Annotated in this window: 18 protein-coding genes and 1 tRNA gene; 14 read left to right on the top strand and 5 right to left on the bottom strand. The window is 63.7% G+C overall.

Translation table 11 applies throughout. The features are described 5' to 3' along the window. Positions 1–58: 58 nt before the first annotated feature. On the top strand, positions 59–934 hold the full coding sequence (gene rsmI / locus M1D51_RS15355) for a 16S rRNA (cytidine(1402)-2'-O)-methyltransferase (protein ID WP_458109597.1): 876 nt from the start codon (positions 59–61) through the stop codon (positions 932–934). A gap of 160 nt (positions 935–1,094) precedes the next feature. Beyond that, positions 1,095–2,576, top strand: a complete 1,482-nt coding sequence (locus M1D51_RS15350; protein WP_026542786.1) for an NAD-dependent succinate-semialdehyde dehydrogenase — start codon at positions 1,095–1,097, stop codon at positions 2,574–2,576. A 152-nt stretch (positions 2,577–2,728) separates the two neighbouring features. Here the strand turns inward: M1D51_RS15350 and M1D51_RS15345 are convergent, their stop codons facing one another. Genes M1D51_RS15345 through M1D51_RS15335 form a run of 3 tightly spaced genes read right to left on the bottom strand, consistent with a single transcriptional unit; the run spans position 2,729 to position 7,857 of the window. After that, entirely contained in the window at positions 2,729–5,230 is a 2,502-nt protein-coding gene (locus M1D51_RS15345) for a transglutaminase TgpA family protein (protein ID WP_458107096.1), read from the bottom strand. Then, positions 5,227–6,759 (bottom strand): DUF58 domain-containing protein, encoded by a 1,533-nt coding sequence (locus M1D51_RS15340; RefSeq protein ID WP_458107095.1) that lies wholly within the window; start codon positions 6,757–6,759, stop codon positions 5,227–5,229. Before M1D51_RS15340 ends, M1D51_RS15345 begins: the two co-directional genes overlap by 4 nt. A gap of 9 nt (positions 6,760–6,768) precedes the next feature. Beyond that, the gene (locus M1D51_RS15335) at positions 6,769–7,857 is read right to left on the bottom strand and encodes an AAA family ATPase (RefSeq protein ID WP_458107094.1); all 1,089 of its coding nucleotides are present in this window, start codon (positions 7,855–7,857) and stop codon (positions 6,769–6,771) included. Positions 7,858–8,052: 195 nt separating this feature from the next. On the opposite strand from M1D51_RS15335, the gene M1D51_RS15330 reads away from it, so the two are divergent. From M1D51_RS15330 to M1D51_RS15310, 5 genes are all read left to right on the top strand, one after another. Beyond that, positions 8,053–8,940: a TatD family hydrolase gene (locus M1D51_RS15330; protein ID WP_458107093.1), complete on the top strand. Its 888-nt coding sequence runs from the start codon at positions 8,053–8,055 to the stop codon at positions 8,938–8,940. Between the two features lie 291 nt (positions 8,941–9,231). Further along, complete coding sequence (locus M1D51_RS15325; RefSeq protein ID WP_458107092.1) at positions 9,232–10,386, top strand: transglycosylase family protein; 1,155 nt, start codon at positions 9,232–9,234, stop codon at positions 10,384–10,386. 26 nt (positions 10,387–10,412) lie between these two features. Then, positions 10,413–11,294, top strand: a complete 882-nt coding sequence (gene rsmA, locus M1D51_RS15320) for a 16S rRNA (adenine(1518)-N(6)/adenine(1519)-N(6))-dimethyltransferase RsmA (RefSeq protein WP_458107091.1) — start codon at positions 10,413–10,415, stop codon at positions 11,292–11,294. Then, complete coding sequence (locus M1D51_RS15315; protein ID WP_458107090.1) at positions 11,291–12,283, top strand: 4-(cytidine 5'-diphospho)-2-C-methyl-D-erythritol kinase; 993 nt, start codon at positions 11,291–11,293, stop codon at positions 12,281–12,283. Before rsmA ends, M1D51_RS15315 begins: the two co-directional genes overlap by 4 nt. A gap of 35 nt (positions 12,284–12,318) precedes the next feature. Continuing rightward, positions 12,319–14,148, top strand: a complete 1,830-nt coding sequence (locus tag M1D51_RS15310) for an ABC-F family ATP-binding cassette domain-containing protein (protein WP_458107089.1) — start codon at positions 12,319–12,321, stop codon at positions 14,146–14,148. Positions 14,149–14,448: 300 nt separating this feature from the next. Here the strand turns inward: M1D51_RS15310 and M1D51_RS15305 are convergent, their stop codons facing one another. Further along, positions 14,449–14,877, bottom strand: a complete 429-nt coding sequence (locus tag M1D51_RS15305; RefSeq protein ID WP_458107088.1) for a VOC family protein — start codon at positions 14,875–14,877, stop codon at positions 14,449–14,451. A gap of 179 nt (positions 14,878–15,056) precedes the next feature. After that, on the bottom strand, positions 15,057–15,656 hold the full coding sequence (locus tag M1D51_RS15300; protein WP_172325698.1) for a TetR/AcrR family transcriptional regulator: 600 nt from the start codon (positions 15,654–15,656) through the stop codon (positions 15,057–15,059). A gap of 299 nt (positions 15,657–15,955) precedes the next feature. Between M1D51_RS15300 and M1D51_RS15295 the strand changes: the two genes are divergently transcribed. The 7 genes from M1D51_RS15295 (at position 15,956) to M1D51_RS15265 (ending at position 25,833) form a co-directional block, all read left to right on the top strand. After that, positions 15,956–16,027, top strand: a tRNA-Gln gene (locus M1D51_RS15295). A gap of 120 nt (positions 16,028–16,147) precedes the next feature. Next, complete coding sequence (gene glmU, locus M1D51_RS15290; protein ID WP_458107087.1) at positions 16,148–17,647, top strand: bifunctional UDP-N-acetylglucosamine diphosphorylase/glucosamine-1-phosphate N-acetyltransferase GlmU; 1,500 nt, start codon at positions 16,148–16,150, stop codon at positions 17,645–17,647. Beyond that, positions 17,644–18,624, top strand: coding sequence for a ribose-phosphate diphosphokinase (locus M1D51_RS15285; protein ID WP_011774071.1), 981 nt, complete (start codon positions 17,644–17,646; stop codon positions 18,622–18,624). The genes glmU and M1D51_RS15285 overlap by 4 nt, the downstream gene beginning before the upstream one ends. 315 nt (positions 18,625–18,939) lie before the next feature. Beyond that, positions 18,940–19,509 carry a 50S ribosomal protein L25/general stress protein Ctc gene (locus tag M1D51_RS15280; RefSeq protein ID WP_172325696.1) on the top strand — a complete coding sequence of 190 codons (570 nt, stop codon included), beginning with the start codon at positions 18,940–18,942 and terminating at the stop codon, positions 19,507–19,509. A 136-nt stretch (positions 19,510–19,645) separates the two neighbouring features. Continuing rightward, positions 19,646–20,230, top strand: a complete 585-nt coding sequence (gene pth / locus M1D51_RS15275; RefSeq protein WP_458107086.1) for an aminoacyl-tRNA hydrolase — start codon at positions 19,646–19,648, stop codon at positions 20,228–20,230. 141 nt (positions 20,231–20,371) lie between these two features. Then, a complete protein-coding gene (locus M1D51_RS15270; RefSeq protein ID WP_458107085.1) occupies positions 20,372–23,104 on the top strand; it encodes a LuxR C-terminal-related transcriptional regulator in 2,733 nt (910 codons plus the stop codon). An 80-nt stretch (positions 23,105–23,184) separates the two neighbouring features. Then, on the top strand, positions 23,185–25,833 hold the full coding sequence (locus M1D51_RS15265; RefSeq protein WP_458107084.1) for a LuxR C-terminal-related transcriptional regulator: 2,649 nt from the start codon (positions 23,185–23,187) through the stop codon (positions 25,831–25,833). The last annotated feature ends 141 nt before the right edge of the window (positions 25,834–25,974 follow it).

The following is a 25,974-nucleotide window of genomic DNA, read 5'->3' as shown; positions in this document are numbered from 1 at the left end:
GGCTTGGCAGGTGGACGAACAGCACAGCACCCCGGACGAGGCACCTTTCAGCGACGACCTGGACGAGGGAGTTCCTGCTGCCGGTGCCGGCGCAACTCCTGGCGTCGGCAGGATTGTCCTTGCGGCCACCCCCATCGGAAACGTGGGTGATGCGACCACGAGGCTGATTGAACTCCTGGGGGCCGCGGACATCGTGGCTGCAGAGGACACCAGGCGATTGCACCGGCTGGTGACGGCCCTGGGAGTGGAAGTCTCCGGACGGGTCATCAGCTACCACGAGCACAACGAGGCTGCCAAGACCGGCGAACTGCTTGACCACGTACGTGCCGGAAAGACCATCCTGATGGTCAGCGACGCCGGTATGCCCGCCGTCTCGGACCCAGGCTTCCGTTTGGTGGAAGGCGCTGTCTCTGCAGGCCTGACCGTCACGGCCGTCCCTGGCCCCTCGGCTGTGCTGACGGCCCTCGCACTATCCGGCCTGCCCACTGACCGTTTCTGTTTTGAGGGTTTCCTGCCGCGGAAATCGGGGGAGCGGAACTCGCGCCTCGCCGACCTCGCGGACGAGCGCCGCACCATGGTTTTCTTCGAGGCGCCGCACCGGCTCGAAGTGATGCTCAGGGCACTCCACGAACGGTTCGGAGCCGAGCGCCGCGTAGCTGTGTGCCGCGAGTTGACCAAGACATACGAGGAAGTCATTCGGGGGACGCTGCGCGAACTGCTGGAATGGGTAGAGAACAACGAAGTCCGAGGCGAAATCGCGGTGGTAGTCGGTGGTGCGCCTGAACAGGAGCCAGGCAAACCCGAAGACCACGTGGCAGCCGTGAACGAACTCATCTCCCAGGGCATCCGCCTCAAGGAAGCCGTTGCAGCAGTGGCCGAGGACGCCCGCGTCAGCAAGCGGGAGCTGTACTCGGCGGTACTCGCAGCACGTTGATCCACGCTGTGCAGCTGCACAAAATGGCACCTGCATGGCAGTGCGTGAAGGCGTAGACACTCGTTCTCGCGGGGCAGTACGGTGGCAGTAATTCACGCCGCTTCCGGCAAAGAACCCCCGTGGTGCAATTCTCCAAAGCACCCAAGACGAAGGAGTCGCCATGACTGTCACGGTTGAACGCGAAAGCGAACTGCTGGCTTCCGTCCCCACCGGCCTGCTGATCAACGGTCAGTGGCGCCCGGCCGGATCCGGTAAGACCTTTGATGTTGAGGACCCGGCCACGGGCAAGGTCCTGCTTAGCATCTCCGACGCCGGTGCTGAAGACGGCGCTGCCGCCCTCGACGCCGCTGCTGCCGCCCAGGCCGATTGGGCCCGCACGGCACCGCGCGAACGCGGCGAGATCCTGCGCCGTGCCTTTGAACTGGTCACCGAACGCGCCGAAGACTTCGCACTGCTGATGACCCTGGAAATGGGCAAGCCCCTGGCCGAGGCCCGCGGCGAAGTCACCTATGGTGCAGAGTTCCTGCGTTGGTTCTCCGAAGAAGCCGTCCGCGTGTCCGGCCGCTACTCCGCAGCTCCCGATGGCAAGAACCGCCTCCTGGTGCAGAAGAAGCCGGTGGGCCCCTGCTTGCTGATCACCCCGTGGAACTTCCCGCTGGCCATGGCTACCCGCAAGGTAGCCCCCGCCGTCGCCGCCGGCTGCACCATGGTGCTCAAGCCCGCCAACCTGACCCCGCTGACCAGCCTGCTCTTCGCCCAGGTCATGCAGGAAGCCGGCCTGCCCGCCGGTGTCCTCAACGTCATCCAGACCTCCACCGCCGGTGCTGTGACCGGGCCCCTGATCAAGGATGACCGTCTCCGCAAGATCTCCTTCACCGGCTCCACCCCGGTGGGTCAGGCACTGATCCGCGAAGCTGCCGACAAGGTCCTGCGCACCTCCATGGAGCTCGGCGGCAACGCCCCGTTCGTGGTCTTCGAAGACGCTGACCTGGATAAGGCAGTTGAGGGTGCCATCGCCGCGAAGATGCGCAACATGGGCGAGGCCTGCACCGCTGCGAACCGCTTCATTGTGCACGAGTCCATCGCTGATTCCTTCGCAGAGAAGTTCGCCGCCAAGATCGGCTCGCTCACCACCGCCCGCGGCACCGAGCCCGAGTCCAAGGTGGGCCCGCTCATTGATGGCAAGGCCCGCGACGGCGTTCACGCCCTGGTTTCCGAAGCCGTAGCAGGAGGTGCCACAGCCGTCACAGGTGGTGCCGCCGTCGACGGTCCCGGATACTTCTACCAGCCCACCGTGCTGAAGAACGTTGCAGCCGATGCCCGCATCCTGCAGGAAGAGATCTTCGGACCGGTAGCGCCGATCATCACCTTCTCCACCGAAGACGACGCAGTTCGCCTGGCCAACAACACCGAATACGGTCTGGTGGCCTACGTCTTCACCAAGGACCTGAACCGTGGCCTGCGCATCAGCGAACGCATCGAGACCGGCATGCTCGGCCTCAACGCCGGTGTCATCTCCAACGCCGCAGCACCGTTCGGCGGCGTCAAGCAGTCCGGCCTGGGCCGCGAAGGCGGCTCCGAAGGCATCGAAGAGTACCTGTACACCCAGTACGTAGGTATCGCGGACCCGTACGCCGACTAAGCCTGCTCTTTCCACCAAGGAGCCCGCCCCGTCCGCTCTCGCAACAAGAACGGCAGGGATAAGCAAGGGCCCGGCACCTGGAACCACAAGTTCCGGGGGCCGGGCCCTTTGCTGTGCGTCAGGGGTTCAGCGCAGTCAGTCAGCGCAGGCAGTCAGCGCCGTTGCGGAAGCGCGCCGCGGAGCGTGCGCCATCGCCGTGCCAACCCGCGCCCAACGGTTGTAGCCAGTGATCCCACGGCGCGGAACGGTGCTCCCAGCGCGTTGACCCAGCGGCGCATCATCGACGGCGGCAACCAGTCCGCGCGGAAGCGCACCAGCCAGCGGGCGTTGTTCCGCAACGAGTCACGGACGACGGCGATGCGGGTCGCAGCCGCTGATGGCGACGCTTGTCCTCCCTGGCGGCCATAACGCTGCCGTTCGAAGTCAGAGGTGAGCGAGGCCACCGCCGCATGGGCGGCGTCGTCCATGCCTGACGAGTCTCCGAGGGCTGTGCTGGAGCGAAGCCTGGTGGAGAAGTGCCTCGGCGTCTCACTGGGCGTGGAGGGTAAACCGTAGTCCGTCGCCAGGTCCTGCAGTTCCGCCCATGCAAGCTCCGGCACAGGATCCGTGTACCCGGGCTGCAGGGCGTCGGCCTCGTCCGGAGGTTTTTGGTTCAGGCGGCGCCTGCGCAGGATGCTCCTGCTCAGGCGTGGTGACCACAGGAAGGCAAACAACAGTGCCACGCCTGCGGCGGCCGCCCCGATGGCTGGCAGGGGGTTCACGCTGGTGGACCCCGGCACCGGGGTTTCCACACCCGGCAGTGGAACGGGGGCCGGTGTGGCCGGGGCGGGGGTGGTCAGAACCTCTTTCTCGTCCGCATTGGTACTGAGGTTGCCGGGTACTGAACTTTCCGTCGCGTAATCGGGAGGGACGCCGCGGGACGGCGTCGGCTCAAACGGGACCCAGCCAAGGCCTTCGAAGTAGAGCTCGGGCCAAGCGTGCGCGTCCCGGGCGTCTACCTCGTATTCGGGGAAGGAACCCTGCCCCACCAGCGCTACCGATTCCCCTGTTAGCCGGCCCGGAGCATAGCCCACGGCAATGCGGCTCGGAATACCTTCAGCCCGCGCCATCACAGCCATCGCGGAAGAAAAATGCACGCAGTAGCCACTCTTAACGGCCAGGAAATCAGCCAGGACCGAGAGACCGTTGCCGTCGTAGCCGTTCTGAACCGGTGCCTGCAGGGAGTACGTAAATTCACCGGAACGCAGGTACTTCTGGATTGCCAGGGCTTTGCCGTAGTTGCTGCTTTCGGAGGCCGTAACGGAATCGGCTGTTTGACGCACAATCTCAGGCAGGTTGCCCGGAATGCGCAGGAAGTCCTCCGAAATTCCCTGGGGAGCTGCTGTGGCCCGGGACAGTGATTCCGCGGTGATCCGGGGCGCCCCGGAAAACACCACATACCGCTGCGCGCGGGTGGTGGTCTCGGTGCTCATGATGCTCAAGGTGGCCGGATCCCAGGTCCAGCGCCCGTTGAGGCCGTTCACCGATGCAGGCGCAAACGGGGCAGGAAGGTAAGGGCTGGTGAACAAGCCGGCATTGACGGAGGTCACGGTATTGACCACGTCCCCTTGGACGGAGTAGCCGGTTTCAATCCTGTCTGCACCGGCGCGGCGCTGGGCCGCGCGGTCGTCCGGAGCCCAGGTTTCGCCGTCGAAGTGGTCAACGGTGACGGACCTCAGGTAGAGCGGTCCGTCCGCACTCGTTGCGTAGGTGATGCGGCCGGATCCCGTGGGACTCCGGAGGCTGTTGCCCAAGGTGATCATGGGGTTGAGTCCGTTGGAGGTGCCCCATGGACTCAGCCGGGAACCCTGCGGGAAGGTGCCGGTCTCGAACCCCGGGATGGCCAGGGGGACCACCATGGTCAAGGCCAACGCCAATCCGCCGGTCACCAGCGAACGCCTGAACTGGCCGGAGCCCCGCCCGGAACCGGACTGGAGCCTGGCATCAGGGGCGAACCAGTGGCTGCATCCCAGAATGAGGAGGTAGCCAACAACGGCTCCGATGAAGCCGGCTGCACCTACGCTTTGGGGTTTGATGGTGGCCGGAACCACCATGACCGCGAGGAGCCCGATGCCGCTGGCAGCTGGCATCGACAACGGTACTGCCAAAGCGTCGATCAGGATCACCAGGAGACCCAGGCAGGCGCACATGACGAATACGATCCCGGCATTGGGTGCAACGGGGGCGCTCTCGGAAACCACTGTCTCGGCAGCGCGCTTAATCAAGCGCCCGACGCCGGAGAACGTCCCTGCAGTGGGGATGAAGCCCGCCAGGCTTTCCTGCCGGAAGAACGTGAAGCTGAGAATCGCTGCGAGTGAGGCAAAGGAACCCAGCGTGGCCAACAGCGGCTGGGCCCGGAGAGCCCGGAGGAGAGCCAACGTCAGGGCCACAACCAGGACAGTGGTCATCAGGGGCATGAACCAAGCCCAGCCCCTGAGCACGCCGTTCAAGGACAAAGCAGCGCCCAGGACGGCAACCACAATCGACCCGGCCATGAGCCAGGGGTACGGTCCGGGCCCCGGCGTTTGAGGACGCGGGGATCCGGACACCTTGGTGCCGGAGGTTCCGCCGGGTTGGACCGGAGCGGGGGATCCGCGGTGGGACGTAGCGGTCATCGGGGCACCGCCGCTCCACGGCGAACATCCATGGCTGCCCCTGCAGCGGCGACGATGCCACCTTCGTCGAAGGAAGACCAGGCCGCCGGGAGTTGGGTCCTGGACGTCACCTCGGCCACACGCCACCCGGCCAGTCGCAGGATTTCCAGGACCTCGTCATTGTTCCGGGCAGTATCAGTAACCATCAGGGCGAACGCGTTGGCCCCGTAGGCCGCCGCCGGTGCCAGGGACCTGGCCTCAGCGGGAGTAAGGGTGCCCAGCAGAGCAAGGAGCGGGCCACGAAGACGGTGGGCTGCCAGCTTGTCCATGAGCCGGTCATCGAAAGCAGCATCGGGGGCATCCGCGGAGGCCATGCCCGGTGCCGGCTCTGCGCTGCGTCTCTCTGCCCTGCGATTATCTGCGCTGTGCTGCTCAGCCGTGTGCTGTTCAGCCCTGTGATTGTCAGCTCTGTGTTGTTCAGCTCTGTGCTGTTCAGCTCTGTGGTGCTCTGCCCGGACGTGCCGGGGTCCACTGAGTTCCATGGCCGCCAGCCCTTCGGCGATCGCCTGCAAGCCTCCAATGCCCGAAAACTCTTCGGTGTCCGGCTCGGGCGCGGAACGCGAGCGGATGAATGCCGGACTCCCGAAAACATCCAGCACCCGCAAGGAGTAATTCCATTCCGCCAAATGGGCCGCAACGGACATTGCTGCCGTCACCGCCCACTCAAAGCCGGGACTGGTGACCAAATCCGAGTCCTCGTCATGGCTTCCGAACATGGAACCTGTCCCCGCGGAAAAAGCGGTAAAGCGCTGGTCCAGGATGAGGGTGGCTTCCGGTGTGGTCACCGATTCCTCCTGGCGGACCATCAGCTGACCGTGGCGTGCCGTGGCGGCCCAATGCACGCGGCGCATGGGATCGCCGTGCCGGTACTCGCGGGTCATGATGTCATCGTCGCTGGGGTTCGCCCTGATGCGCGTGGCGGTCACCCCGTCGTTGCCGCGCGCCCCTGCAAGTCCGGTGACGGGAAGTTCGACGGCGGCCGGCGTAACGGTGAGGATATCGCCGTCGTCGATTGCATGCCGCCGCAGCGAGAGGCCGAAGGGGTCACTGAACTCTGCGGTCACCGGACCGATGCGGAACTGGCCGCGCTTGCCGGAGCGGAGATGGTATTCGTAACGGCTGGTGCCTCCGGACGCTGACCGGGCAGGAAAACGGAACGCCGGGGGCTCGCCGAATCTGGGCGGCAACTGCTCCTCCATGATGACGTGCCCGGTGGAATACGAGGACCTGGCAACAGCCAAACGGACAGTGGTGGTGCTGGCAGTTTCCACAGTGGAGGGATTGAACTCCCGGTACACCTGGAACTTGGGCTTCAACACCCGGACTCCAGCAAGGGCCACCAGCGGCAGGAGGAGCAACAACACCGCCAAGGTCAGCAGATCCCGCCGGCCCATGACATAGGCGCACCCGAGCGAAACGGCTCCGGCCGCCAGCAAACCCCAGCCGCGGTTGGTAAACAAATGCTTGGGGAGCCGATCCACGAGCGCCATTTCTGCCTCCTAGGCGGTGTGCCTGTCCCTGCGCCACGCGCCGGGCGGTTCCTGGGCAACCGGCAAAGCGGCCAGGATGCCCCGAAGAATGCTCTGCGGCGTATCACCCGAGCTCGCCGCCTTGCGGTCAAGGATGATCCTGTGGGCAAGGACCGATTCGGCCACATCCACCACGTCATCAGGAAGAACGAAGTCCCTGCCGTCCAATGCCGCGGTTGCTTTGGCTGCACGCAACAGCTGCAACAGGGACCGCGGGCTCGCACCGAGGCGAAGGCGTGCGCTGTCGCGGGTGGCGTGCCCGATAGCCACCGTGTATTCCTTGATGGCAGTGGACACATATACCTGTTGCACGGAGGCAATCATGGCCGCCACATCGGCGGCAGTAACCACTGGAGTCACCTTGACCAGTGGAGACGCGGCCTGGTGCGTCTCCAGCATTTCGATCTCGGCTTCCTTGTCCGGATAGCCCATGGAAATCCTGGCCATGAAACGGTCGCGCTGGGCTTCGGGCAACGGGTAGGTGCCCTCCATCTCGATGGGGTTCTGCGTTGCGACCACCATGAAGGGCAGCCCCAACTGATAAGAATGCCCGTCCACGGTGACCTGGTGCTCTTCCATGCACTCCAGAAGCGCGGACTGGGTCTTGGCCGACGCACGGTTGATTTCGTCACCGATCACGATGTTTGCAAACACAGCGCCCGGCCGGAACTCAAACTGCCGGGAGGACTGGTTGTAGATGGAGACACCGGTGACGTCTGAGGGCAGGAGGTCGGGAGTGAACTGGATGCGGGAGACCGTACAGTCCACCGTCCGCGCCAGCGTCTTTGCCAGCAAGGTCTTGCCCACACCCGGAACGTCTTCCAGCAGCAGGTGTCCTTGGGCCAGCAAAACTGTCAAAGCGAGCTTCGCGGCATCGGCTTTGCCATCAATGACCTTGCTGATGGACCCCAGGATGCGTTCGCTGGCATCGTGGAACCGCTCCGCATCCATGACCGGCGGCCTGTGTCCATTGAGTGCCGCACCATCCCGTGGCAGCGTACTGTAAGCCTCGCCCTGAAACGGGGTAGGTTCAACGGATACTTGTCGGTTGGACTCCATGGATTGCCCTTCAGCCGTGGCCACTGCATCAGCAATCTTGATGATGTGTTGCTTTCTTGACCGCCTGTCCGTTCCAGACTACCCAGACAATGGCCGCCTCTGACATAGTGCTCAGGAATTTATGTGCCAAGTGGAATTTATCTCCGTGGGCCTGGCCGCAACTCAGGGGGACCGCGGTCCGATTAAGGTAGGAGCATGTGTAATTCGCTCGCTCCTGCTCCGTACCGCGCACCATCGGGGGAAACAGATTCCCGCAAGGAGTACCCGCCCGCACCCGAAGCCCTTCCCGTCCCCGTCATGGACAACCACACACACTTGGATTTCAGGCACGGACTGATAGAGGTTTCCGTCAAGGACGCCATGGATTCGGCCGAAGCTGTTGGGGTGCAGGGAGCTGTCCAGGTGGGCTGCGATCTGGAATCGTCCCGCTTCACCGTGCAGGCCGTGGATGCAGATCCGCGCTTGCTCGGGGCTGTAGCGATCCACCCCAACGATGCCCCGGTGTACGCAGGGCGCGGTGAACTCGAATCCGCGCTCGCCGAGATTGAAGAGCTGGCGGCGCACCCCCGCATCCGCGCAATTGGCGAAACAGGACTGGATTTTTTTCGGACGCACGGGGACGGTCTGGTTGCCCAGCGGTATTCATTCCGGCGCCACATCGACATCGCCAAGAGGCTGGGCCTGACCTTGCAGATTCATGACCGCGACGCCCACGACGACGTGGTGCAGGTACTGATGGAAGAAGGTGCCCCGGAACGGGTGGTGTTCCACTGTTTCTCCGGGGACGAAGAATTGGCCCGGATCTGCAACCGGAACGGGTGGTACATGTCTTTTGCGGGCACCATGACGTTCAAGAACGCCGGAAACCTTCGGTCTGCACTGGCCATCGCGGAGCCGGACCGGATCCTGGTGGAGACCGATTCGCCGTTCCTGACCCCGCACCCGCACCGTGGGCGGCCGAATGCCAGCTACATGGTTCCCTACACAGTCCGGTCCATGGCGGAAGTGACAGGAGATGACCTCGCCGAGCTCTGTTCGCGTTTGGCGGAAAACACGCTCCAGGCCTACGGTTCGTGGGCCTAGGAGGTTCCTTCCAGGGTCTCTGGAGCTGCGGGGGATGGATACCCGGTATGCAGAAGTCTTGGCTGGTTTATAACGGATCGGTTACTGTGTTAAACAAGTAGCCGGGGTCGGGGAAGGCCTTCGGACAGCTGGGCCGGATAATTCCGGCCTTCATCAGTTGAATGTAATTGGCGGCGCAGATGCCGGCAGCAAGTGCGGGACCAGGCTTTGCGCCTGGCCCCTCCGTTTTGCCGCTGGCATTATTTCTGTGCTTTTCCCCGTGCCCGGATGGTCTGAGAGTTATGGGCAATCGTGATCAAGTTCTTCACAACGGATGGCAAGTTCAGCTTCCTCAAAGTCGGTGCCCAGTTGCTGGTTGTTGCAGCGCTGGTGGTCGGAGTTGTCGCCTTCGTGGGCAACAACAAGACCGTCACCCTCAACGTGGACGGCAAGGTAAGTTCCATCCAGACCTTTGGCGGCACGGTTGACCAGGTGGTCAAGGCAGCCAAGGTTGAACTGAAGGACGCGGACCGGGTTTCTCCGGCCCTCGACGCCCGTGTTGAGAACGGCTCCGTGGTGAACATCAACCTCGCCAAAGCCGTGTCCATTGAACTCGACGGCGCACGCAAGACCGTGAATACGAACGCCCCGGACGTTGCCGCGCTGGTCAGCGAACTTGGCGTGGCCAGCTCCTCCGAGATCTCCCAGCCGAAGGAAGCATCGCTGGAAGTCACCGGCTCCTTCGTCTCCATCTCCACTCCCAAGACCATCAGCGTCGTTGCTGACGGCAAGGACACCAGCACCACCACGACGGCGGCCGACGTCGCCACCGTGCTCAAGGACACCGGCATCACTGTCGGCGCCAACGACCGCATCTCCCAGCCCGGCAACGCGCCCATCGTTCAGGACATGGTGATCAAGGTCTCCCGCGTCGACACCAGCAAGACCGCCGAAGCCACCGAGGAAGTGCCCTTCGAAAGCGTCAAGACCGAGTCCGCTGAACTCTACAAGGGCGAAGAAAAGGTTACCCAAGCAGGCGTAGCCGGGGCGCTGGTCAAGACTTTCAAGCTGGTCCTCGTTGACGGACGCGAAGCCTCACGCGCCCTCGTATCCAGCAATGTCACCACCAAGCCGGTCACTGAGAAGGTCAGCGTTGGCACCAAAGCACGCCCCGTAGCCACTCCGGCCAAGGCCGCGGCTGCTGCCTCCAGCGGCCCCACCGGCGCTCCCAACGAAGCCATGTGGGATCGGATTGCCCAGTGCGAGTCCGGTGGAAACTGGTCCATCAACACTGGTAACGGCTACTACGGCGGCCTTCAGTTCTCCAGCCCCACGTGGCTTGCCAACGGCGGCGGAGCGTACGCTCCCAACGCCAGCCTGGCCACCAAGGCGCAGCAGATCGATATCGCCAACCGCCTCTACGCCAAGAACGGCCTCCGCGACTGGGGCTGCGCGCACGCAGCCTGACCCTCCACAGGCGATACGATACCTAGGTGACTGAACCGAATTCCGAACCCGCCGCCGTCGCGCCTTTGCTGGGCGCCACAGACATCCGACGGCTTGCCGAGGAAATCGGTGTACGCCCCACGAAGACCCTGGGGCAGAACTTTGTGATCGACGGCAACACCATCCGCAGGATCGTGGCAGCCGCCAACATCGACTCCGATGAGACCGTGCTGGAAGTGGGCCCGGGGCTTGGTTCGCTGACCCTCGGGTTGCTGGACGCAGCCAAGACCGTTGTGGCCGTGGAGATCGACCCCGTGTTGGCGGAAAAGCTGCCGGCCACTGTACGCGCGTGGCGGCCCGGGGCGGAAGAGAACTTCCACCTGGTGCTGTCCGACGCCATGAAGGTCACCGAACTCCCCGTGCCGCCCACGGCACTGGTTGCCAACCTGCCTTACAACGTTGCCGTGCCGGTGGTGCTCCACCTGCTGCAGCACTTCCCGAGCCTGCAGCACGGCCTGGTGATGGTCCAGGACGAGGTAGCCGACAGGCTGGCCGCAACTCCGGGGTCCAAGATCTACGGTGTTCCATCGGTGAAGGCAGCTTGGTACGGGCACATGCGCAAAGCCGGCGTTATCGGGATGAATGTGTTCTGGCCTGCGCCGAAGATCCATTCAGGGCTCGTCGCGTTTACCCGCCATGACCCGCCCAAGACGCACGCCACCCGTGAACAGGTTTTCGCCGTCATTGATGCCGCATTTGCCCAGCGGCGCAAGACCCTCCGTGCCGCCCTTGCCGGTTGGGCCGGAAGCGCCGCGGAAGCGGAGCGATGCCTGGTTGCCGCCGGTGTGAATCCCACTGCGCGCGGCGAGGTGTTGGACATCCATGCCTACGTCAAGATCGCCGAAGCCCGCCACCCCGTGGACGCATGACCCCCGGTAACCGAAAGCCAAGCAGCCTCCCGTTCGTGGGGGATCGCTTCCATGCCCGCACAGTTCGCGTCAAAGCCCCGGGCAAGGTCAACGTCTCCCTGAGCGTGGGCCCGCTGCGCCCGGACGGCTACCATTCGGTGGCCAGCGTCTACCTCGCAGTGTCCCTTTACGAGGAAGTAGCGGCAACAAGCACTGAGGCTGAAGGAATTACCGTCAGCATCAGCCCGGAGAGCACGCTGGACCTGGACGGCGTGGACATTCCTTTGGACGAGCGCAATCTCGCCTACAAAGCTGCGGCCATCATGGCTGAAGTGTCCGAGAAACCAACCGGGGTGCACTTGGAAATCACCAAACGGGTTCCCGTTGCCGGTGGCATGGGCGGCGGCTCCGCGGACGCAGCAGCTACCTTGCTGGCCTGCGACGCCCTGTGGAACAGCGGCCTTTCCCGCGAGGAACTCGCGCATCTGGCGGCTGAACTGGGTGCGGACGTGCCGTTTTCCCTCCTGGGAGGCACCGCCGTCGGGCTCGGTGTGGGCGACAAACTCTCACCGGCCCTGGCCAAGGCCCAGATGGACTGGGTGCTGGTTTTTGCCGACTACGGACTCTCAACCCCGGACGTGTTCCGCACCTTGGATGGGCTCCGGGACTCGGAGGGCGTTGAGATTCCTGAACCTGTTGCCGTGGACCCCACCATTTTGCAAGCGCTCCGAAACGGTGATCCCGAGACACTTAGCCGTGTCCTCATCAACGATCTCCAGCGGGCGTCCATCGCCCTGGCGCCGCAACTTCGCGACACCATCGGACTGGGTGAAGCGCGCGGTGCCTTGGCTGGAATGGTCTCCGGCTCCGGCCCCACCATCGCACTGCTGGCCCGCGACTCTGTTTCAGCCAGCGTCCTCGCCGATGAATTAACCCACCGTGGCCACAACGCATTGGCGGTTCACGGCCCGGTGCACGGCGCCCGGATCATCTCCGATACCCTCCTTTAGTACCTCCGCATTCCAGCAGTAGAAAGTAGTACCCATTGGCCCACCTGCTTGGCGGCGAAAACCTCACCGTTTCGTTCGCGACCCGCACTGTCCTCGACGGCGTCACCCTCGGCTTGGAGGATGGCGACCGCATTGGCATGGTGGGCCGCAACGGTGACGGTAAATCGACACTGATGCGCCTGCTTGCCTTGCGCTCGACGCCCGACTCCGGTCGCGTCACCAAGCGCGGGGACGTCAACGTGGGCTACCTCGACCAAGGCGACGTCCTCGACGGCGACCTCACCGTTGGCGCGGCGATCGTCGGCGACCGCGCGGACCACGAATGGGCGGCCAACGCGAAGATCCGCGAAGTCATGGGCGGACTGGTGGGAGACGTCGACTGGCACACCAACGTCCATGCGCTGTCCGGTGGTCAAAAACGCCGTGTAGCGCTGGCCAAACTTCTCATTGAAGACCACGACGTCATCATGCTGGACGAACCCACCAACCACCTCGACGTCGAGGGCGTAGCGTGGCTGGCCCGTCACCTGAAGACCCGCTGGCGCGCCAACCAGGGCGCGTTCCTGGTGGTCACCCACGACCGCTGGTTCCTGGACGAAGTTTGCAACTACACCTGGGAAGTCCACGACGCCATGGTGGACATGTTCGACGGCGGGTACGCGGCCTACGTTTTGGCCCGCGCCGAGCGTGACCGCATGGCCTCCGTCGTCGAAGGTAAACGCCAGCAGCTCGTCAAAAAGGAACTTGCCTGGCTGCGGCGTGGTGCTCCCGCCCGGACAGCGAAGCCCAAGTTCCGTATTGAGGCTGCCAACGACCTCATTGCCGACGTACCCGATCCCCGCGACTCCGTGGCCCTGAGCAAAATGGCTACTGCCCGGCTCGGCAAGGACGTTCTGGACCTCGAGAACGTGACCCTGGACTTTTTGGGGGGCGAGAGCGGACAGAAGCTCTTTGACAACATCACACTGCGGCTCGCACCCGGTGAACGCCTCGGCCTGGTGGGGGTCAATGGCGCCGGAAAATCAACGCTCCTGAAACTGCTCAACGGCGAGATCCAGCCGACCACAGGCAAGGTCAAGCGCGGCAAGACCGTGGTCACTGCTGTGCTCACCCAGGACGTCAAGGAGCTCGACGACGTTTCCGACCTGCGCGTTATTGAGGTCATCGAACGCGAAAAGCGCTCCTTCAGCGTGGGCGGCAAGGAATTCACCGCCGGCCAGCTGGTGGAACAACTCGGGTTCACCAAGGAAAAGCAGTGGACTCCGGTTTCGGACCTCTCAGGTGGTGAGCGGCGCCGGCTCCAACTCCTGCGTTTGCTGGTAGGGGAGCCCAACGTCCTGATGCTCGACGAACCCACCAACGACCTCGACACCGACACTTTGGCCGCCGTCGAAGACGTCCTGGACGGTTGGCCCGGGACCCTTGTGGTGGTCAGCCACGACCGTTACTTGCTCGAACGCGTCACCGACAACCAGATGGCGTTGCTCGGTGACGGCAAACTCCGTGGCCTGCCCGGGGGAGTGGACCAGTACCTCGAACTACGCGAAGCCGCACTTGCCTCAGGCGCTGTTGGCGGCGGCTCAGGAGCTCCCACGGCAGCAAGCGGGGGTTCTGCCGGCACTGCTGCTTCCGGCGCCAGCGAAGCCGAAAAGCGCGAAGCCCGCAAGGACCTCAACAGGATCGACCGCCAACTCGGCAAGATTGCACAGCAGGAAGAGAAGCTTCACACCCAGATGGCCGCGAAGTCCCAATCCGGTGACTTCGATGCCCTGGGGGAGCTCAACGCCAAGCTGCAGGAGTTGCTCGAGGAAAAAGAGGGGCTCGAATTGGAGTGGCTGGAGGCTGCCGAGATCCTCGGCGAGTAGTTCCGGGGCGGGGCCGGGGCCGGCGCCTTTCGTCGTTGTCGCCTGGCCGTCCCGCAGCGGCGCGGCGCGGCGGCACGCATCCTCCGCGGCGCGGCGGCGCGCATCCTCCGCGGCACGGCGGCGCGCATCCTCCGCGTGCTGGCTCGTTCCTCGCCTTGACGCACGCTTCCGGATGCCCCCCGCCGCGGTGTTCCCAACCCTCTGTCACGTCCCTCGGCCTTGGGGCTGACGCTCTTTCATGTCCCTAGGGTGTGGGGCTGACGCTCGTTCATGTCCCTCGGGTGTGGGGCTGACGCTCTTTCATGTCCCTCGGAGTTGAGGTGGTTTCTCTTGCGTCCCTTCGTAGCCAATGAGCCAGTGGAGGCCGTGGCGGTCCACTACTTGACCGTCTGATGCACCCCACGGCTTCGGCGCCAGTGGGTCCAAGATTCGGCCACCGTCCGCGAGTTTGTCGAACCAATCGTGAAGAACTTCAGGATCGGCAGCCCCAAGCAGCGAGAGCATGGCACCTTGGATTTTGACTGTCGGTTCACCCCCGGCAGCGTCAGATCCCAACAAAGAGACCGCACCACTTAGTACCCCATGGGCGATGGCATCTGAAGGGCCGTCCGTTCGGTTGAACTCCTCAAAGCTGTGCAAAGAAAGCTCTCCGCCGAAGATCTGCGCATAGAAACCAAGTGCCTCGCGGGCTGTCCCGGGAAACGTGATGTAGAGGTGGGGTGCCGTCATGAGCACATCCTACAAACTGGCCATCGCGGGAGGTGATAGGGGGTTGGGCTTGAAGGGGGTGGGAGGTGATAGGGGGTTGGGCTTGAAGGGGGTGGGAGGTGATAGAGGGTTGGGCTTGTGTGGGTGGGACGTGATAGGGGGTTGGGCTTGAAGGGGGTGGGAGGTGATAGGGGGTTGGGCTAGCCCTCGCTGCGCAGCCCCGGCTCCTTCTGCAACCCGGTGAGGCCGTTCCAGGCCAGGTTCACCAAGTGGGCGGCGACAGCGCGCTTGTCCGGCGTGCGGGTGTCGAGCCACCACTGGCCGGTCATCGCCACCATGCCCACCAGCATCTGTGCATACATGGCTCCGTCGGCGGCGCTGAAGCCCCGGCGGGCGAATTCGTCGGACAGCAGGTGCTCCACCCGTGCCGTCACGTGGGAAAGCAGCGTGGAGAAGGCGCCTTCGGGCTGCGACGGCGGGGCGTCGCGCATCAGGATGCGGAAGCCGTCCGTGCGGTCTTCGATGTAGCCAAGGAGAGCCAGGGCGGCGCGTTCCACCAGCACCCGGGGTTTGGCATCGGTGCTGAGTGCCTCGGTGATGGAGTCCAGCAGAATCCGGAACTCGGTGTCTACAACCTGCCGGTACAGGCCCTCTTTGGAACCGAAGTGCTCGTAGATGACGGGCTTGGAAACTCCGGCACTGGCTGCGATTTCCTCGATGGTGGTCCCATCCAGGCCCCGGGCGGCGAAGAGCGCGCGGCCGATGCCAATGAGCTGGGCCTTGCGCTGCTGGCCGGTCATTCTGATGCGTACTGCGGGGCCGGTGGAAACCTGTTCCAAGGGCTCGGCGGTGTCCTGGGGCCGGGGGTTTTCAGTGCGCTTGCTCACGTGACCATCATGCCTTACGAGCCGGGAATGGACTCTTCAAGGCGGGTTGGAACGGGGTCTCGGACGCGTCCCGGGCTGTGCCTCGGAACGGGCAGCGGGCGGTCAAGTCGCGAAGCACGCAATGGTCATGGCAAACTAGATTCTTGTGTGTGCATCCCGGTAGCCCGGGAACCCGTCAGGCCTTGCTGCTTGATGGTGGGAATCATGCACGGTCCGCTCTGGTGTAATGGCAGCACCCCGGCCTTTGGAGCCGTGGAGTATAGGTTCGAATCCTATGGGCGGAACGGTCGGAAAATGCGCTCCACTCTGTACCTGGAACGGCTCGAACGGTGCCTGGGTCCATTGGGATGGCAGCATTCCGAAGCCGGGTTACCCGGGACATACCGAGCAAGGAGAGCCAGTACGTGAGCCCCGAATCCACCGGTCCCGCAGCGGTCATAGTTTTGGCCGCAGGCGCTGGAACGCGCATGAAGTCCCGGACCCCCAAGATTCTCCACGAAATCGGCGGACGCTCCATGGTGGGCCACGCTCTCCTGGCTGCCCGTTCCATCACTCCGCTGAAGCTGGCCCTTGTTGTCCGGCATGAGCGTGACCGCGTGGCCGGGCACGTCTCCGCGTTGGATCCGGAAGCACTCATTGTTGACCAGGATGAGGTCCCCGGTACCGGTCGGGCAGTGGAGGTGGCCCTCAAGGCCCTCGACGCCGAAGCTGAACTTTCCGGAACCGTAGTAGTAACGTACGGGGATGTTCCGCTGCTGACCGGCGAACTGCTCGCCGAACTCGTGACCACCCACGAGGCCGAGGGCAACGCCGTTACGGTACTCACCGCAGTCTTGGATGACGCCACCGGCTATGGCCGGATCCTTCGCGCGGAAGACGGAACCGTCACCGGCATCCGTGAACACAAGGATGCCAGCGAAGCCGAACGCAGCATCCGCGAGGTCAACTCCGGTATCTACGCTTTCGATGCCGCCGTCCTGCGCACCGCATTGGCGAAGGTCACCACCGACAATGCCCAGGGCGAGATGTACCTGACTGATGTCCTCGGGTTGGCGCGCGACGCCGGCGGCCGGGTTGCCGCCGTCGTAACTGAAGACCGCTGGCAGGTTGAGGGCGCCAATGACCGCATCCAGCTTTCGGCACTGGGCGCTGAGCACAACCGCCGCATCATCGAGTCCTGGATGCGTGCGGGCGTGACTGTAGTGGATCCCGCCACTACCTGGATCGATTCGACTGTGACCCTCGACGAAGACGTCCGCCTGCTGCCCAACACCCAACTGCACGGTTCCACCACTGTGGCGCGCGACGCCGTCGTGGGTCCTGACACCACCTTGACCGATGTCAACGTGGGCGAGGGCGCCAAGGTGATCCGCACGCACGGCTCCGGTTCCACGATTGGTGCCAAGGCGAGCGTGGGCCCGTTCACGTACCTTCGCCCGGGCACGGTCCTGGGTGAGACCGGCAAGATCGGTGCGTTCTACGAAACCAAGAACGTGACCATTGGCCGTGGTTCCAAACTGTCCCACCTGGGCTACGCCGGCGACGCCGAAATCGGTGAAGACACCAACATCGGCTGCGGCAACATCACGGCCAACTACGACGGCGAGAAGAAGCACCGCACGGTGATCGGCTCGGGTGTCCGTACCGGTTCGAACACGGTCTTCGTAGCTCCGGTGACTGTAGGCGACGGCGCTTACAGTGGCGCCGGGGCCGTCATCCGCAAGGATGTCCCCGCAGGCGCCCTCGCCCTCAGCCTGGCCGCCCAACGGAACGCCGAGGGTTGGGTCATTGCCAACCGTCCGGGCACCGCCTCCGCCACTTTGGCCGAGGCGGCCCTGGAACCGACGTCCGTCTCCACATCTTCACAATCCCCGGCAACCACAGAAGAAGGCAAACAGGCATGAGCGAAATTACCGCACACGGCGAGAAGAAGTTGATTCTCGCCGCCGGAAGGGCGCATCCGGAGCTGGCGCAGGAAATCGCGAAGGAGCTGGAGACCGAACTCCTGCCCATCGACGCCTACGACTTCGCCAATGGGGAAATCTACGTCCGGTCGGCCGAGAGCGTGCGAGGCACCGATGCCTTCGTGATCCAGGCCCACCCGGCTCCGTTGAACAACTGGCTCATGGAGCAGTTGATCATGATCGACTCCCTCAAGCGCGCCTCCGCCAAGAGGATCACGGTGGTCTCGCCGTTCTACCCATACTCCCGCCAGGACAAGAAGGGCCGCGGCCGCGAGCCCATCTCGGCACGCTTGGTTGCAGACCTCTACAAGACCGCCGGTGCGGACCGCATCATGTCCGTTGACCTGCACACCTCGCAGATCCAAGGCTTCTTCGACGGCCCCGTTGACCACCTGATGGCCATCCCCCTGCTGGCCGACTACATCCGCACCAAGGTTGAGGCTGACAACATCACAGTTGTTTCGCCCGACACCGGCCGCGTGCGTGTTGCCGAGCAGTGGGCTGAACGCCTCGGCGGCGCTCCGCTGGCTTTCGTTCACAAGAGCCGGGACCTCACTGTTCCCAACCAGGCGGTCTCCAAGACCGTTGTTGGCCAGGTTGAAGGCCGCACCTGTGTGCTCATTGATGACATGATCGACACCGGCGGAACCATCTCCGGCGCCGTTCAGGTGTTGAAGAACGCCGGTGCCAAAGACGTCATCATCGCCTGCACGCACGCCGTCTTCTCTGATCCCGCCGCGCAGCGCCTTGCGGATTCCGGTGCCCGTGAAGTGGTGGTCACCAACACGCTGCCCATTCCGGCCGAGAAGCGCTTCCCGTCGTTGACGGTGTTGTCGATCGCGCCGCTGATTGCCCGCGCTATCCGTGAAGTGTTCGACGACGGTTCGGTCACCAGCCTGTTCGACGGCAAGGCATAAGAATCTCCGTTCCAGAACGGGCCATCCGCAGCCTCCGGGCTTGCGGGTGGCCCGTTTTTGTCCCCGTTTTCATGTTGGACGAGTTCCGCTGCTAAACTTGCGGGGATACCTTGGCGAGGGAGAGCACATCCGGTCCGCATTTAGTGGATTCGGGTTGCGGGTCTCCGTTATCGACTGGGTCTGCATCTCCTTCAACACAGGCGGAACGGCTGCTCGGCGGCCGATCTCAGCCGGGCGTAGAAGGTCTCCAGACCTCCGCCCTTGCTGATAGACCAGCCCGGACTTTCCGGGCGCCACAGTAATCAAGGAGTACTCATGTCTGAGCAGAAGCTCACCGCAGAACTGCGCACCGAATTCGGCAAGGGTTTTGCCCGCCGCGCACGCATGGCCGGCCAGATCCCGGCTGTCATCTACGGCCACGGCGCAGAGCCGATCCACATCAACCTGCCGGGCCGCGCCACCACGCTGGCAGTCCGCGTTTCCAACGCCCTGCTGGCGATCGACGTCGACGGCGAGCAGCACCTGACGCTCGTCAAGGACATCCAGCGCGATCCCGTAAAGCAGATCATCGAGCACGTTGACCTCCAGACCGTGAAGGCCGGCGAGAAGGTTACCGTCGACATCGCCATCCACATCTCCGGTGAAGTTGCTCCGGGTGCTGTTGCCAGCCTCGAAGCCACCACGGTTTCCCTCGAAGCTGAGGCAACCCACGTTCCCACCGCCGTCGAGGTCAGCATCGAAGGCCTCAAGGCCGGCGAGAGCATCCACGCTTCGGACCTCGTTCTGCCGAAGGGTTCCACCCTCCTCACCGAAGGTGACACCCTGGTGGTCCGCATCGCCGAGACCGCTTCCGAGGCTGAAGAAGAAGCACCGGCAGCTGAGTAGTCTTCTGACTGCTTCAGGCGCAAGCCGTTGAGTGGCCGGGTACCTTAGGGTCCCGGCCACTTTCCTTTCTCCTTGCCCTGCTCGAAGCTGCATCAGGCTCCCGCTGATTCAACTAAACGTTCCCTAGGATGAGACCATGAGTGACACTTGGCTGATTGTCGGCCTCGGCAACCCCGGCAGTGAGTACAGCAACAACCGGCACAACGTGGGCCAGATGGTGTTGGACGAACTTGCTTCCCGCATGGGCGGAAAGTTCAAGGTGCACAAGGCGCGGGCCCAGGTAGTGGAGGGGCGGCTCGGCATAGGCGGCCCCCGCGTGGTGCTGGCCAAGCCCATGACGTATATGAATACCTCCGGCGGACCCGTTGCAGGGCTGTGCAACTTTTTCGATATCTCACCGGATCACGTCATTGCGGTGCACGACGAAATCGATATCCCTTTTAACACAGTCAAGCTAAAACTCGGCGGTGGTGAGGGCGGGCACAACGGCCTGCGTGACATCTCCAAAGCACTGGCCACCAAGGACTATTTGCGCGTACGCGTAGGTGTCGGGCGGCCGCCAGGGCGAATGGAGACCGCAGATTACGTCCTCCGGGATTTTGCCACTGCCGAAAAGCAGGAACTGCCGTTCCTGCTGGATGAAGCCGCTGATGCCGTCCAACTGCTCATGGACCAGGGCTTGTTGCAGGCACAGCAGAAACACCACCCTGCCAAAGCTTGATCAAATCTTGAGGAAAGCCTGAGGAAAGCCTGACGGTTCGAAGGACCCTCAGGCCTACAAACTGTCGGCGCCCGGCGGTAGTGTGCATGGTACGCAGGTAAGCGGTGGGGGACTGTCGCGGATGTGTAGCGAAGGATGCGAATGTCGGCGGAGTTGCTAAACAAGGGCGGGGGAGGCGCAGCAAGGGCTGCGGCTCCCGATCTTGTGGGCGGACCAACGGACAGGCAGACCTGGTCCCTGCTGGCCCGAAGCCAGGATTTGTCGAGGGCAGGCAAGTTCCTGGAGTCACCGGACTCCTTTGGCGTGGTCCTCACCGGCCAACGGGGAATCGGCAAGTCCGGCCTCGCCCGCGCAGTGGTCTCGTCCCTCGGCCCCAAAGTCCACAGCCTTCAATTGCGGAACACCGTTGCCAATGGGCAAACCCCTTACGGATGCCTGGGTTTCCTGCTGGCCCGCCTGCCCTCCGAAGCCGTCGGTTCGCCCACGGGCATCCTCCACGCGGTGACAAACCTGATCAGGAAGGAAGCAGCCGGCCGGGACACCGTCCTCATTGTGGACAACGCCGGCGGCATGGACCCCATGAGTACGGGGGTCTTGTTGAATCTCATGGCCACGGGTACCGCGAAGATAGTTGCCACGGTCCAGCGCGCCAGCGACCTCCCAGCAGACTTCCATCGCCTGGTCCTCGAAGGGGAGTTGGGCGAGGTCCACCTCAATACCCTGAGTGAAGAGCAGACCAAACAGGTACTGGGCTCAGTGCTGGGACACTACGTTTCATCGACGCTGGTTGGTTCACTGCACTCGGCGGTGGGCGGAAATCCGATGCTCCTGCACGCCCTGTTGGAAGAGCAGCGGCATAGCGGCAACCTGGTGCTCAACGATTCCGTCTGGACGCTCCGGGACCGGATCAAACTCGAGGGCGCAACGGTGGTGGAGGACTTCGTCCGTTCCAAACTGGCGCGCGAAACGCAGGCCAGCAGGACCGTCGTCGAAATCCTGGCCTGTGCGCAGCGCGCAACCCTGATGGACCTGGCAACCATCTTTGGCACCGAAGTTCTGGTGGAGATGGAGGATTCCGGCCTGCTCACTGTTGAACGGGGTGATGACCACTGGGTATCCCTCCGCGACCCCTACGTGGGCGAGGTAGTCCAGGGCTGGCTCAGCACCCGCCGCAGGCGTGAACTGCGACTGATGCTGCATGGGCCCAAGGAACCTGAGCTGCATGGCCTCGCCGCCCAGGATCTTCTGAGCTATGCGGCTTGGTTGCATTCCTGCGATGACGAGCCAATGCCGTCCCCTGCCCATGCACTGGCTGCCGGGCGCGCGGCACTGGATAATTACGATCCCAACTTTGCCATCCAGTGCACGCTGTCCCTGGATCCCAAAGACGAGGAGTGGGTCCCCGGACAGCGGCTGAAGGCTGCGGCCTACCTCATGCTGGACCTGCCGCTGCATGCCGCCCAAGCCTTGGACGAGGTCTCAGAGTCCCATATTGCGGCCTTGGACCCGTTGGAGTTCGCCGAAGTAACCGCCGCAAAATGCCAGGCAATGACATGGATTGATGGCCGCTCAGGCATGGTGCCCGGAGTCATTTCCGATGGCCTTGAGAACATTGCAGCCATGGCCGGCAACTTTCCGGCTGAAACGGTGGCCAAGGCATTCAACCGCCTCCACCTGTGCAGTTACGAGTACAACACCTACATGGGCGAGTACGCCTCAATGATCGATGACCTGGAAGAGGAACTGACCAAAGACCCGGACGCGGACCGGGAGCACTGGTTGAGGTCAGCATTCTTCCTGGTTGAGGCCCGCTGTATTCTTGGCCGCGAACTTGAGGCGCAGGAACTTGCGCGGACCCTTTCACGGCATCTGGCCGATACCGAGCGGCCTGCCCAGCTGGAAGAAGCCTTCGCCAAGCATGCCTTCCTGGTCCTGCTGCTGTCCGGTCAGTGGCGGCAGTGCATCGAACTCATGCGGCGCGCGCCCTCCCGGTCCTCGCGGCTCCAGTACCGCGGTGCCTTGACTGAACTGGGAATCGGCCTTGCCTACGCCTACGCCGGTAAACCGGCCAGCGCCATTGAACCCCTTCGTTCCGCGGTGGCCCAACTGGAACTCCGCCCGGCCATGAACATGAACAAGGTGGCCTACGCTGCCACCGCTTTTGCCTATGCGCAGGTGGGCAATTCCGTGGAAGCAGGCAGGTACCTGGACTTGTACAGGACCTGCCGCGGATCCGGAACGTACTTTTCCGAATCGGTGGCCGAATTCTGTGCCGAGATGGCCGGACGTTGGATGGGGGATCCTGACGTCAAGCAGCGACTCATGGCCCGCGTCCACGCGGACGTAGAAAAGCAGCGGCTAACCACTGCCGGCATCTGCCTTTTCGGCGCGACGGTTGAAGGCACTGACGAAGAGTACCGGCTGCTTGAGGACATTGCCGGACGCCGCCAAGGACCACTGGCCCGGATATCCGGCAACCTTGCCCGTGGAGCATTGAACAGGAGTTCGCGGTCAATGCTGGAGGCAGCTGATGCGGCGGCGGGACTGGACCTGCTGGTGGTAGAGGCCAGATGCGTGGCCATGGCATTGGACTTTGCCCGGGACGCAGGCGAGACAACTGCTGCCCGGACGGCGCAGTTGAGGCTCGAACGCCTGGAGCATTCGGTGTCCACGTTGCCTATCCAGCCACGGAGCGACGCGCCGGTATTGACGGAACGCGAACGCCAAATTGCTAAACTCGCCGGGAAGGGTGTCAGCAACCGTGAAATCGCGATGGATATTGGGGTGTCTGTGCGAACAGTCGAAGGCCATCTGTACCAGGTGTTCACAAAGTTGGGTGTTTCGTCTCGAGGCGAGCTCAATGGGCTCCTATGAGGCAGGCAGCGGAGTAGAACTGCGGAGCGCCCATGCGGGCTGAGCACCTTGTAGGCCGGGACCCTGAGTTGGATCTGGCCATGAAGATTTTGCGTCAGGAAGGTGCGGGGGCGGTGCTCCTGGTGGCGGACCCCGGCATTGGCAAGACGGCGTTGGCCGCCGAAATTGCAGCCCGCCTGGCAGATGACATGGTGGTCATGCGGGTCCATGGAAGCCCCGCCTTGTCTGCTGTCCCCTACGGAGTCCTGGCACCTTACCTCCTTGACCTGCCCGTGGAGCAAGCCACCTCGCCGGTGGCAATCCTTCGGGAGTTCTGGGCACAGTTCGAAAAACGCCGTGGCGGCGAAGGTGCACGGCTGCTGCTCATTGTGGACGATGCCCACGATCTCGATGAAGGCAGCACCCAGATACTGGCCGAATTGGTGACGGCCGGGTGGGCAAGGCTGGTCGCCACGGGCAGACCACGCCCCGGCCTGCCCGCGCCACTGCTTCAGCTCTGGTACGACGGCCTCGCAGAGCGACTGGAGCTTCACCCCTTGGACCACGACGGCGTCACCGAGCTCGCCGAGAGGACCCTGGGCGGGACCATCATGGCCAGTGCCGCGGATGTGCTGCACTCCGTTTCCGAGGGCAACCCCTTGCTTCTTCGCTGCCTCCTGGATGACTCGAGGGCAGACGGAAACCTGGTGCGTCGAAACGGTGTCTGGTTCCTGACGCGCGCCCTCTCCGGCAGCGGCGAAGGACTGGCCGGGGTTGTGCGGAACAGGGTACTTCGGGCAAGCGAGGCCGAGAGGGAAGCAATGTACGTTATTGCCCTCTCAGAACCCGTCCCCGCTGCCGTGCTGGACACACAGGTTGGCCGGGAGACCGTACGGGCCTTGATGGACAGCCGGTTGGTGCTCTCCACCAACGGACCGGGCAGCCCCCTGAAAATGTGGCACCCCATGTACAGCGAGGCGCTCCGACAAATCGTTTCGCCGGCCCGGAGCCTGCAGATCCGCCAGCGCATGGTTCAGCACCTGCTCGCAGAGCCGCCCACGGCCGAGGGGCTCCTCCGGTTGGTGAGCTGGGCGTTGGACTGCGGTGCCGACGTCGAGGATGAACAGCTGCTGGAAGCAGCCTTCCTGGCTGCAAAACTGCTCCAGAACCCCTTGGCGGTGGCCGCAGCCGGCAAGGTCCGCTCCGAGGCACTGCGTCCCCGCGCCCGCGCTGTCATGGCCATGGTCAGCTACAACGACGGCGACTTCCGCAACGCCGTGCGGCTGTTGGAGGAGGACCTGGGGTACTTGGACGCCGACCCGTCCGGCCCCTTGGGAGCAGGGTTGCTGTGGGCTGCTGCAAGGGCGGCGCAGGGCGACCCATCATCAGAGATCGTGGCCGACTCCCGGACCGCGGCAGCGCACCTCCTCAAAGGCCTGCCGGAGTCAGAGCCCCTGACGGGGCTTGTAACCAGGCATGCCACGGCACTGGAACTGGCAGCGCTTGCCCACGATGGCCACTACGCAGAGCTCCGCGAGGGTCTGGAACGGTTTGGGACAGTACTCAGCGGGGAAGATCCTGACTTTGTCATGAACCGGCTCTTCCTCCTTGCCATGCAGTGTGAACTGCTGACCGTGGAGGGCCGGGCCCTGGAAGCGCTGGAGGCCGGGCGTGAGGCATTGGTGCTGTTGGACGAGCAAGCTGATGACCTCCTGTACTTCAGCGACTTTGTGCTGGCCCGCTACACCCTGGCCGCGCTGGGAGCGGGGGACTGGACTGCCGCCGGAACTGCCCTTGAACGTTACTCCGCACGATCGGCCATGGGGCTGATTGTTTTTGGTGGCGATATCCAAACGCTCAAAGGTTTGTCGCTGCTGCGGCAAGGCCGGCTTGAGCAGGCCGCAGAGCTGGTTACCCCCGCAGTCGAGGCACTGAGGGTCAAGGACCCCCAGCAACTGAAGAACCTCGGCAATGCGCTGGCGTACTATGCCGCGGCCAGGGCCGGTGATACCGCGCTCGCCGAGCGTCTGGCCAGTGAACGGGGTGGAGGACAGGCTGGTGAGCATGATGGAGCGGAGCCCGGTGTCGCTGCCGGGGGAGCCTACGTGGAGGCCATTGCGGAACTTTATACGTTGGCCGGCCAGGAATTCATGGTCAAGGGCTCGGGGCTGGATATGCTCCGGAAGCTCCCGGAATCCGTACCCCTGCACCGGTATCCAGATGTCCTGTTACAGAATCTGGTCCTCCGCGCCGAGCTAGGCGATGTTCAGGCCATGGAGCCCATCAAGGACGTCACGGCGTCCATGTCCGGTGCGTGGTCCGCCGGCTGGCTTTCCTTGGCGGAAGCACACCTGGCCGCTGACGGCCAAGGCTTCGTCAACGCCGGTAACCTTCTTTCGGCGGCCGGGATGCCGGGACCAGCGGCTGCTGCCTTCGACAAAGCGGCCCTGTCCTTCGACGCCGAAGGAAAACGCCCGGAGGCCCGCCAGGCAGCGGTGCTCCGCGATGTCAGCGAAGCCAGCCTCGGTGATGCCCTCATGCATGACCCCAGCGCTGAAGCAGACCGCTCAGTGCCGTTGACCCGCCGTGAGCAGGACATTGTTGCGTTGGCAGTCTCTGGGCTTACCGACCGCCAGATCGCAGAGAAGCTGATGGTCTCCGTCCGCACGGTTGAGGGCCACCTGTACCGCAGCTATGCCAAATTGGGCATTCGCCGGCGCGAAGATCTCGGGTCTGCTGTCGGTCATTAAGGGCAAGCCCCCTTCAGTACTCACCAGGCACTCTCACGCCACTTGTCCGCGCGCCTGCGGGAAATTTAGCCAATCAGTGGAGTAATCGGCCGGTGTGTTGTCCCGAAACCAAGTAGTACCCCGCCGAGGGACTGAGTACAA

It is taken from the genome of Arthrobacter sp. R3-55, from assembly GCF_054161505.1.
This window is presented reverse-complemented; position numbering and strand designations above follow the sequence as displayed.